The 13005-nt window shown below is 47.3% G+C and carries 1 protein-coding gene (running past one end of the window); it reads left to right on the top strand.

What is annotated here, in order from left to right:
• Positions 1 to 13005: part of an ImpA family metalloprotease coding region (locus F8B77_RS16525; protein WP_151656697.1), annotated on the top strand (this coding region is incomplete at both ends). The annotated region continues 14107 nt past the right edge of the window; the window shows 13005 of its 27112 annotated nt.

Genomic DNA, 13005 nt, shown 5'->3' with positions numbered 1-13005 from the left:
GAACATTGATGCGCCAACGCTAAGTGCCATTCGTGGTCTGACTTTTACAAATGATAATCTGTTTGAATATCAATCAGCCATCGAAGATGAATTATCGGTAGAGAATATTGGTGCATTGCAAACCCTATTGGATCGTGTTGATGAAAGTGTTCAAGCATTAACAGGTATTAATTCATTACTGCAAACTCAGACATTCACTTCGTTAACGGTTGGTATGCTTGAAAAAGTCATGGCACTGGAAGATAGTCTTACTGCTGATAATGAAATTTATTATCAAATTGCTTTATCAGAAATTGTAATTTTACCCACAACTGGTTCAGCGTTATTAACGAAGATCCAAGCTGTTAATGATGAAAGGTCATTACTAAATAGTCTTATTGATGCTTACAATCAACCAAGTTCTTTACAATCACCTTTTGCTGCTTTTTCAAGATATAACTCAGATGTAACGTCATTAAGAAATGACATTATTCGCTTAGGCTTTGAACGCATGCTCGATGGAGTAGCTAATCGTGAATACAATATTGCTGGTGACTATCTGGTTACAGAGCAAAACAAGTTAAAGTTATATAATATCGCTAGTGCTTCTTCCCAGTTTTTAACGCCGAACAATATTAAAGTTTTCGAAGTAACAGTGGCATATGATGGTGATAGTGGTTCAAATGTCTTTGTCATTGATGGTGAGAAAAGGCCGATTTTAACATTAGAGCCGAATGTAACTTACTATTTTGACCAATCTGCGGCTTCTAATAACGCCCATCCAATCGCTTTTAATTCTAATACGGATGAATTTACCTCAGTAACTAATGGATCTCCAGGACAATTAGGGGCGTATACAAGCGTCACGGTAAATAATAGCGGCAATGTAAACTTCTACTACTTCTGTACTATTCATGGCGTATCGATGGGAAATGATATTGTATCGTTTGATCAGCCTGTTGCTTATAATACGGATGAAAATATTTACACTGATGTGGGTGTGTTAGCAACGGTTGATAAACAGTCCAATGTACTTAAAATCAATAACAAAAGTGTAAATCTCACTAACATTTATCTACCTGAAGCTCAATACCTCGATTATAAAGGCTTTATCTACGTTGCTGATGAACAAGCCCTACAAGGCATCAATGCGTTAACCATTGATAGTTTGGATCAGGTCGCAGCGATCCTGACTGCTCAGAATACAGCTGTCAGTGATATTAATGCGGCACTAGCAAGCGACCCCAATACAATCACGTATGATAACCTTGCCTCACTCGTTACTCTTTCAAACATACAGCCAGATTTGTTGGCGAGTTATAATTCTGAGTTTGTGAATAACTCAGTAACGAGTATCTCTTATGGATTGGGTTTACAAAATTATATTAATAGCGTTAATGGAGATGATACTTTCTTAGCGGTCGTTAATAATACAATTGTAAATGGAGGTGCTCTCACTTACTCCGATTGGATATCTGGAACATTATTAACAGATGTCCGTGAAAGTAATGTACCTGAGTATCAAATGAGGCTATCAGGCCAGTCTTTATTTAAAAGTGTCAGTGAAGTTCAAGCTTATATTGATGCAATTAATACTAGTGTTGATAATTTTGTATTGGTTCAAAATGCAGCCTCTACGAGTGACGCATCGGCTATCGATGTTGCAGTATTAACTGGTATTTTAGACTTAGAAGATGTCACATTAGGTACTATTTCTTCGTATAAAACTCAGATTTCTGAATCAGTTTCAATTGCTGATGTGAGCGCGTTACAAAATTTAATTGATACGGTCAATAGCAGTATTGATGCATTTAATTCTGTTCAAATCACTGTCGGGAGTGATGCAAGCAGCATCGATGAAAACACGTTTAATGCCATCATCGGCTTGGCCTTCACTCCAGCGAATTTGGCTGATTACCAAGCGGCAATAGCGGCAGAAAGCAGCATTGCGGATGTGAGTGTACTGCAATCGTTGATCAATAACGTAGATAGTAATGTGAGTGCGTTTGCGGCAGTTCAAGATTCAGCAACCAGCAGTAATGCCAGTGAGTTGAGCGTGACGACGCTCTCTAACATCGATGGCTTAAGCTACACCGAAAGTAATTTCAGTGCTTATCAAGACGCAATTGCATCAGAAGTGAGCATTGCGGATGTGGCGGCACTGCAAGCGCTGATCACCACCATAGATAACAGTGTAGTAGCGTTTGCTGACGTGCAATTGGCAGCGACAAGTAACGATGCCATCACTATCGATGAAAACACGCTTAGCGCCATCATCGGGTTGAGCTTTGATAGTGCGAACCTAATCGATTACCAAACGGCGATTGCGGCAGAAACAGCGATTGCTGATATGAATGCCCTGCAAATCTTAATAGATAATGTTGATGCCAGCGTAGCGGCGTTTGCTGAGGTGCAAGCGGCAGTGAGCAGTGATGCCAGCGGTATTTTCGAGAGTACCCTCAACGCCATCATCGGCTTGACTGTCACGCCAGCGAACGTGACGGATTACCAAGCGGCGATTGCTGGTGAAACCACGATTGTTGATATGGCGGCATTGCAAACGTTAATAAATCAGGTCGATGCCAGCGTAGCCGCCTTTGCTGAGGTGCAAGCGACAGCGGGCAGTGATGCGAGCGGTATCGGAGAGAGCACGCTTAATGCCATCATCGGTTTGACTTTTACTTCAACGAATGTGACGGCTTACCAAGCGGCGATTGCCACAGAAGTCACGATAGCCGATGTAGGGGCACTGCAAAGCGTGATAGATAGCGTGGATGCCAGTATCACGGCGTTCGAAGAAGTGCAATTGGCGGCGATTACAGGCAATGCCTCAACCATCACCAGCGACACGTTAACCGATATTATTGGATTGAGCTTTAACAGCGATAATCTCAATGATTATAAAACCGCCATTGAAAACGAAAGCAACATTGCCAATATCAGCGCCTTGCAAGGGCTATTGAACGCCAGTGATGCCAGCGTAGCGGCGTTTACTGAGGTGCAAGCAGCAGCCGGCAGTGATGCGAGCGATATCAGCAGTACCACGTTAATCAGCATCATCAGTTTAACGTTTGACTCAGCCAACCTTGCGGATTACCAAGCTGCCATTGCGGCGGAAGCGAGCATTGCGGATGTCAATGCCCTTCAAACGCTTATCGACAGTGTCGATGCGAGCGTATTGGCCTTGGCGAGCGTACAGCAGGCCGCGACTGACAGTAATGCCGGCAGCGTTACCGCGAGTGTGTTCGATCAAATCCGCGGTTTGACCTTCTCAAGTGGCAACATGCTCAGCTACCGCAGTGCGATTGAAGCGGAAAGCGCGATAGCGGATGTGGCGGCGTTGCAAACCGTGATAGTTCTTGTAGATGCCAGCGTAGCGGCGTTTGCTGAGGTGCAAGCAGCAGTGGGCGGTGATGCCAGCGGCATTGGTGAAAGTACCCTTAACGCCATCATTGGCTTGGCCTTCACGCCAGCGAATTTAGCTGATTACCAAGCGGCAATAGCGGCAGAAAGCAGCATTGCGGATGTGAGTGCTCTGCAATCGTTGATTAATCACGTAGATACTAATGTGGGTGCGTTTGCGGCAGTGCAAGCTTCAGCAACCAGCAGTAATGCCAGCGAGTTGAGCGTGACGACGCTCTCTAACATCGATAACTTAAGCTATACCGAGAGTAATTTCAGTGCCTACCAAGACGCGATTGTCGCAGAAACTACGATTGCCGATGTGGCGGCGTTGCAAAGCTTGATAGACAGTGTTGATGCGAGTGTAGTGGCGTTGGCTGAGGTGCAATTGGCAGCGACAAGTAACGATGCCAACACTATCGATGAAAACACGCTTAGCGCCATCATCGGTTTGACCTTTGATAGTGCAAACTTAATCGATTACCAAGCGGCGATTGCGGCAGAAACAGCGATTGCCGATGTGGCGGCGTTGCAAGCAGTTATTAACAACGTGGATACCAGCGTCGCGGCCTTTGCTGAAATTCAAGCGGCTGCAACAAGTAACGATGCCAACACTATCGATGAAAACACGCTTAGCGGCATCATCAGTTTGACCTTTGATAATGGGAACCTAATTGATTACCAAGCGGCGATTGCGGCAGAAACAGCGATTGCTGATGTGGCGGCGTTGCAAGCGGTTATTAACAACGTGGATGTTAGTGTGGCGGCGTTTGCAGCCGTGCAAGTAGCAGCGAGCAGCAGTGATGCCAGTGGGATAAGCAGTGTCACGTTAAGCAATATTATCGGTTTAACTTTTAATAGTGCGAACGTTGACGATTACCAAGCAACGATAGCGGCGGAAAATGTTATTGCGGATCTGTCTGCATTACAAGCATTCATCGATAGTGTTGATAGCAGCGTCAGTGCTTTTGCGGCGGTGCAAGCAGCAGCGACAAATAGTGATGCCAGCAGCATCGATGAAAACACGTTTAATGCCATCATCGGTTTGACCTTCACCCCAGAAAACTTGCCTGATTACCAAGCTGAAATAGCGGCAGAAAGCAGCATTGCGGATGTGGCTAGTTTACAAGTTTTGATCAGTAACATCGATACCACAGTTGGCGCTTTTGTAGCCGTTCAAGCGGCAGCGACTAACAGTGATGCCAGTGGTTTAACTTTAACCAGCTTGAGTAATATTGATGGTCTTACCTACACGGACACCAATTTCATCGATTACCAATCTGCGATTGCATCAGAAGTGAGCATTGCGGATGTGGCGGCACTGCAAGCGTTGATCACCACCATAGATAACAGTGTAGTAGCGTTTGCTGACGTGCAATTGGCAGCGACAAGTAACGATGCCATCACTATCGATGAAAACACGCTTAGCGCCATCATCGGGTTGAGCTTTGATAGTGCGAACCTAATCGATTACCAAACGGCGATTGCGGCAGAAACAGCGATTGCTGATATGAATGCCCTGCAAATCTTAATAGATAATGTTGATGCCAGCGTAGCGGCGTTTGCTGAGGTGCAAGCGGCAGTGAGCAGTGATGCCAGCGGTATTTTCGAGAGTACCCTCAACGCCATCATCGGCTTGACTGTCACGCCAGCGAACGTGACGGATTACCAAGCGGCGATTGCTGGTGAAACCACGATTGTTGATATGGCGGCATTGCAAACGTTAATAAATCAGGTCGATGCCAGCGTAGCCGCCTTTGCTGAGGTGCAAGCGACAGCGGGCAGTGATGCGAGCGGTATCGGAGAGAGCACGCTTAATGCCATCATCGGTTTGACTTTTACTTCAACGAATGTGACGGCTTACCAAGCGGCGATTGCCACAGAAGTCACGATAGCCGATGTAGGGGCACTGCAAAGCGTGATAGATAGCGTGGATGCCAGTATCACGGCGTTCGAAGAAGTGCAATTGGCGGCGATTACAGGCAATGCCTCAACCATCACCAGCGACACGTTAACCGATATTATTGGATTGAGCTTTAACAGCGATAATCTCAATGATTATAAAACCGCCATTGAAAACGAAAGCAACATTGCCAATATCAGCGCCTTGCAAGGGCTATTGAACGCCAGTGATGCCAGCGTAGCGGCGTTTACTGAGGTGCAAGCAGCAGCCGGCAGTGATGCGAGCGATATCAGCAGTACCACGTTAATCAGCATCATCAGTTTAACGTTTGACTCAGCCAACCTTGCGGATTACCAAGCTGCCATTGCGGCGGAAGCGAGCATTGCGGATGTCAATGCCCTTCAAACGCTTATCGACAGTGTCGATGCGAGCGTATTGGCCTTGGCGAGCGTACAGCAGGCCGCGACTGACAGTAATGCCGGCAGCGTTACCGCGAGTGTGTTCGATCAAATCCGCGGTTTGACCTTCTCAAGTGGCAACATGCTCAGCTACCGCAGTGCGATTGAAGCGGAAAGCGCGATAGCGGATGTGGCGGCGTTGCAAACCGTGATAGTTCTTGTAGATGCCAGCGTAGCGGCGTTTGCTGAGGTGCAAGCAGCAGTGGGCGGTGATGCCAGCGGCATTGGTGAAAGTACCCTTAACGCCATCATTGGCTTGGCCTTCACGCCAGCGAATTTAGCTGATTACCAAGCGGCAATAGCGGCAGAAAGCAGCATTGCGGATGTGAGTGCTCTGCAATCGTTGATTAATCACGTAGATACTAATGTGGGTGCGTTTGCGGCAGTGCAAGCTTCAGCAACCAGCAGTAATGCCAGCGAGTTGAGCGTGACGACGCTCTCTAACATCGATAACTTAAGCTATACCGAGAGTAATTTCAGTGCCTACCAAGACGCGATTGTCGCAGAAACTACGATTGCCGATGTGGCGGCGTTGCAAAGCTTGATAGACAGTGTTGATGCGAGTGTAGTGGCGTTGGCTGAGGTGCAATTGGCAGCGACAAGTAACGATGCCAACACTATCGATGAAAACACGCTTAGCGCCATCATCGGTTTGACCTTTGATAGTGCAAACTTAATCGATTACCAAGCGGCGATTGCGGCAGAAACAGCGATTGCCGATGTGGCGGCGTTGCAAGCAGTTATTAACAACGTGGATACCAGCGTCGCGGCCTTTGCTGAAATTCAAGCGGCTGCAACAAGTAACGATGCCAACACTATCGATGAAAACACGCTTAGCGGCATCATCAGTTTGACCTTTGATAATGGGAACCTAATTGATTACCAAGCGGCGATTGCGGCAGAAACAGCGATTGCTGATGTGGCGGCGTTGCAAGCGGTTATTAACAACGTGGATGTTAGTGTGGCGGCGTTTGCAGCCGTGCAAGTAGCAGCGAGCAGCAGTGATGCCAGTGGGATAAGCAGTGTCACGTTAAGCAATATTATCGGTTTAACTTTTAATAGTGCGAACGTTGACGATTACCAAGCAACGATAGCGGCGGAAAATGTTATTGCGGATCTGTCTGCATTACAAGCATTCATCGATAGTGTTGATAGCAGCGTCAGTGCTTTTGCGGCGGTGCAAGCAGCAGCGACAAATAGTGATGCCAGCAGCATCGATGAAAACACGTTTAATGCCATCATCGGTTTGACCTTCACCCCAGAAAACTTGCCTGATTACCAAGCTGAAATAGCGGCAGAAAGCAGCATTGCGGATGTGGCTAGTTTACAAGTTTTGATCAGTAACATCGATACCACAGTTGGCGCTTTTGTAGCCGTTCAAGCGGCAGCGACTAACAGTGATGCCAGTGGTTTAACTTTAACCAGCTTGAGTAATATTGATGGTCTTACCTACACGGACACCAATTTCATCGATTACCAATCTGCGATTGCATCAGAAGTGAGCATTGCGGATGTGGCGGCACTGCAAGCGTTGATCACCACCATAGATAACAGTGTAGTAGCGTTTGCTGACGTGCAATTGGCAGCGACAAGTAACGATGCCATCACTATCGATGAAAACACGCTTAGCGCCATCATCGGGTTGAGCTTTGATAGTGCGAACCTAATCGATTACCAAACGGCGATTGCGGCAGAAACAGCGATTGCTGATATGAATGCCCTGCAAATCTTAATAGATAATGTTGATGCCAGCGTAGCGGCGTTTGCTGAGGTGCAAGCGGCAGTGAGCAGTGATGCCAGCGGTATTTTCGAGAGTACCCTCAACGCCATCATCGGCTTGACTGTCACGCCAGCGAACGTGACGGATTACCAAGCGGCGATTGCTGGTGAAACCACGATTGTTGATATGGCGGCATTGCAAACGTTAATAAATCAGGTCGATGCCAGCGTAGCCGCCTTTGCTGAGGTGCAAGCGACAGCGGGCAGTGATGCGAGCGGTATCGGAGAGAGCACGCTTAATGCCATCATCGGTTTGACTTTTACTTCAACGAATGTGACGGCTTACCAAGCGGCGATTGCCACAGAAGTCACGATAGCCGATGTAGGGGCACTGCAAAGCGTGATAGATAGCGTGGATGCCAGTATCACGGCGTTCGAAGAAGTGCAATTGGCGGCGATTACAGGCAATGCCTCAACCATCACCAGCGACACGTTAACCGATATTATTGGATTGAGCTTTAACAGCGATAATCTCAATGATTATAAAACCGCCATTGAAAACGAAAGCAACATTGCCAATATCAGCGCCTTGCAAGGGCTATTGAACGCCAGTGATGCCAGCGTAGCGGCGTTTACTGAGGTGCAAGCAGCAGCCGGCAGTGATGCGAGCGATATCAGCAGTACCACGTTAATCAGCATCATCAGTTTAACGTTTGACTCAGCCAACCTTGCGGATTACCAAGCTGCCATTGCGGCGGAAGCGAGCATTGCGGATGTCAATGCCCTTCAAACGCTTATCGACAGTGTCGATGCGAGCGTATTGGCCTTGGCGAGCGTACAGCAGGCCGCGACTGACAGTAATGCCGGCAGCGTTACCGCGAGTGTGTTCGATCAAATCCGCGGTTTGACCTTCTCAAGTGGCAACATGCTCAGCTACCGCAGTGCGATTGAAGCGGAAAGCGCGATAGCGGATGTGGCGGCGTTGCAAACCGTGATAGTTCTTGTAGATGCCAGCGTAGCGGCGTTTGCTGAGGTGCAAGCAGCAGTGGGCGGTGATGCCAGCGGCATTGGTGAAAGTACCCTTAACGCCATCATTGGCTTGGCCTTCACGCCAGCGAATTTAGCTGATTACCAAGCGGCAATAGCGGCAGAAAGCAGCATTGCGGATGTGAGTGCTCTGCAATCGTTGATTAATCACGTAGATACTAATGTGGGTGCGTTTGCGGCAGTGCAAGCTTCAGCAACCAGCAGTAATGCCAGCGAGTTGAGCGTGACGACGCTCTCTAACATCGATAACTTAAGCTATACCGAGAGTAATTTCAGTGCCTACCAAGACGCGATTGTCGCAGAAACTACGATTGCCGATGTGGCGGCGTTGCAAAGCTTGATAGACAGTGTTGATGCGAGTGTAGTGGCGTTGGCTGAGGTGCAATTGGCAGCGACAAGTAACGATGCCAACACTATCGATGAAAACACGCTTAGCGCCATCATCGGTTTGACCTTTGATAGTGCAAACTTAATCGATTACCAAGCGGCGATTGCGGCAGAAACAGCGATTGCCGATGTGGCGGCGTTGCAAGCAGTTATTAACAACGTGGATACCAGCGTCGCGGCCTTTGCTGAAATTCAAGCGGCTGCAACAAGTAACGATGCCAACACTATCGATGAAAACACGCTTAGCGGCATCATCAGTTTGACCTTTGATAATGGGAACCTAATTGATTACCAAGCGGCGATTGCGGCAGAAACAGCGATTGCTGATGTGGCGGCGTTGCAAGCGGTTATTAACAACGTGGATGTTAGTGTGGCGGCGTTTGCAGCCGTGCAAGTAGCAGCGAGCAGCAGTGATGCCAGTGGGATAAGCAGTGTCACGTTAAGCAATATTATCGGTTTAACTTTTAATAGTGCGAACGTTGACGATTACCAAGCAACGATAGCGGCGGAAAATGTTATTGCGGATCTGTCTGCATTACAAGCATTCATCGATAGTGTTGATAGCAGCGTCAGTGCTTTTGCGGCGGTGCAAGCAGCAGCGACAAATAGTGATGCCAGCAGCATCGATGAAAACACGTTTAATGCCATCATCGGTTTGACCTTCACCCCAGAAAACTTGCCTGATTACCAAGCTGAAATAGCGGCAGAAAGCAGCATTGCGGATGTGGCTAGTTTACAAGTTTTGATCAGTAACATCGATACCACAGTTGGCGCTTTTGTAGCCGTTCAAGCGGCAGCGACTAACAGTGATGCCAGTGGTTTAACTTTAACCAGCTTGAGTAATATTGATGGTCTTACCTACACGGACACCAATTTCATCGATTACCAATCTGCGATTGCATCAGAAGTGAGCATTGCGGATGTGGCGGCACTGCAAGCGTTGATCACCACCATAGATAACAGTGTAGTAGCGTTTGCTGACGTGCAATTGGCAGCGACAAGTAACGATGCCATCACTATCGATGAAAACACGCTTAGCGCCATCATCGGGTTGAGCTTTGATAGTGCGAACCTAATCGATTACCAAACGGCGATTGCGGCAGAAACAGCGATTGCTGATATGAATGCCCTGCAAATCTTAATAGATAATGTTGATGCCAGCGTAGCGGCGTTTGCTGAGGTGCAAGCGGCAGTGAGCAGTGATGCCAGCGGTATTTTCGAGAGTACCCTCAACGCCATCATCGGCTTGACTGTCACGCCAGCGAACGTGACGGATTACCAAGCGGCGATTGCTGGTGAAACCACGATTGTTGATATGGCGGCATTGCAAACGTTAATAAATCAGGTCGATGCCAGCGTAGCCGCCTTTGCTGAGGTGCAAGCGACAGCGGGCAGTGATGCGAGCGGTATCGGAGAGAGCACGCTTAATGCCATCATCGGTTTGACTTTTACTTCAACGAATGTGGCGGCTTACCAAGCGGCGATTGCCACAGAAGTCACGATAGCCGATGTAGGGGCACTGCAAAGCGTGATAGATAGCGTGGATGCCAGTATCACAGCGTTCGAAGAAGTGCAATTGGCGGCGATTACAGGCAATGCCTCAACCATCACCAGCGACACGTTAACCGATATTATTGGATTGAGCTTTAACAGCGATAATCTCAATGATTATAAAACCGCCATTGAAAACGAAAGCAACATTGCCAATATCAGCGCCTTGCAAGGGCTATTGAACGCCAGTGATGCCAGCGTAGCGGCGTTTACTGAGGTGCAAGCAGCAGCCGGCAGTGATGCGAGCGATATCAGCAGTACCACGTTAAGCAGCATCATCAGTTTAACGTTCGATTCAGCCAACCTTGCGGACTACCAAAGTGCGATAGCAGCAGAGAGTACGATTGTTAATCTAGCAGCGTTACAAAGTGTGATTGATAGCGTCGATGCGAGCGTTGATGCCTTTACCAGTATACAAACGGCGGCCACTAACAGTGATGCCAATAGTATTAATGCCACGTTGTTCAGCCAGATCCGTGGATTAACCTTTACCAGTGGCAACATGCTCAGCTATCGCAGTGCGATTGAAGCGGAAAGCGCGATAGCCGATGTGGCTGCGTTGCAAGCGCTGATTGACAGTGTGGATTCGAGTTTAGCGGCGTTTACGAGTGTGCAATTGGCGGCAAGTAACAGCGATGTGTCGGGTTTAACGGTTGATACCTTGAGCGCCATCAGTGGACTGACCTTTGATAGTGCGAACATCACCGATTACCAAGGTGCGATAGCAGCAGAAGCGAGCATTGCGGATGTGGCGGCGTTGCAAGACTTGATTGACAGTGTGGATGCGAGCCTCTCTGCCTTTGCCTTGGTGCAAGCGGCGGTGACAGGCAGTGATGCGAGCAGTATCACGCTCACCACGCTCAGCAACATCGAGGGCTTGGTGTTCATCGACGCTAATTTAGCCGATTACAAAGCGGCAATTGCAGCTGAAAGTGATATTACTGATGTGGGCGCATTGCAAGTATTGATAAATGATGTTGATTCGAGTGTAACGGGATTCTCAAGTGTTCAAGCTGCGGTTACCAGCAACGATGGTAGTGAAATTACCACGGACGTATTAAGTGACATTTTAGGCTTGACGTTTGATTCAGCTAATATCAGTGCTTACCAAATCGCTATCGCTGACTCGACTGATATCGCGGATGTGGCAGTGCTGCAAGATATCATCAATAGCGTTGATGGAAGTATTGCGGCTTTCTTAGTCGTACAAACGGCGGCGGTAAACAACGATGCGAGTGCAGTCACGATAACGACATTGACTGACATCATAGATCTGATATTTGATCAAAATAATATTAACTTCTATCAAACAGCGATTGCAGATCAAGCATCAATTGCAGATGTCGCAGCATTGCAAGTAGTGATTGATGAAGTCGATGCACAGCAAGATTCTCTTTCTATGGAAGGTTCGGTAGTTGCTAATGATATTTCAGGCGCGACGGTTGAATTTTTTAGTATCAATGATGATGGTTCGATCATCGAGAAATTAAATATCGGAGACGCGGATGTTATTACCGATGTTAACGGTAACTATACCGCACAGATAAAACCGACTGATACTCGTGTATTAGCGGTGGCGACAAACGGTAATTATCTCGATGAATCGACAGGTTTGAATGTTGATATGACGAATCAGTCGTTGCGTGCAGTGATGGAACAAGCGGCGAATAGCGAAACGGTAGTGATCACGCCGCTGTCTGAAGCCGTTGCCCAGTTAGCGGAAGGGGATTTTTCTCAAGCGAAAATTGCCCAGTTGCGTCAACAAATCGCGCAAGAGTTCTTAGGCACCAACAATCCTGAACTTATGGATAAATTGCGCCCAGTCGATTTATCTAGCCCAGAAAAAGCTGAACAATATATTGCCATGTATGGTCTAGAGGCGTTCGAACATGCACGTAATATGCGTGAAGTATTGGCTGGGCTTTCCATTGAAGCCGGCGGTAGAAAGCCGAACCAAGCCATTACGGACTTAGTTAATACCCTCAAAGTGGATGGGCAATTATCACAATCGCTCAAAGAGCGCATGTATCGCGATACGCGTCGTCTGATGAAACGCCTTGATAAAAGTGGTCGCCAAGAGAGCAGTACCAATAAATTGTTTAATTTAACGGCAACTAAAGTGGCTGAACTTGAACAAGAGATAGAGAACGATGACTTTATACAAGGTGTTCCTGAACAAATTCAGGTTGGTTCGGAATCGAGTAACTTATTGGCACAGATTGATAATCAACATCTAGCGCGTTTCAATATCACATTTGTCTTGATTTCAGATGGGGTGCGTAGCGAAATCACTGATCCAACGGCCTTTACCGTTCCCGCGAATATTTCGGAATATGTGATCGAAACACGTTATGTTGATAAAGCTCGACCTTCTATTCGCTTTGTTGATCACTCGAAACTGTCTAACGTTCAAAATAGTGTTAATTATCAACTGTCAATCAGTGATATAAAAACCAATCAACAACATATTCTTTCGCTACAAAATACTGGCGGCGAGACGGCCAATATTCAAGTGTTTAATCTGTCTCCAAAGGTTGTCCAAACGGAAGAACTTAATTA

The organism is Aliivibrio finisterrensis (assembly GCF_008933155.1).
Taxonomy (GTDB): Bacteria; Pseudomonadota; Gammaproteobacteria; order Enterobacterales; family Vibrionaceae; genus Aliivibrio; species Aliivibrio finisterrensis.
This window is presented reverse-complemented; position numbering and strand designations above follow the sequence as displayed.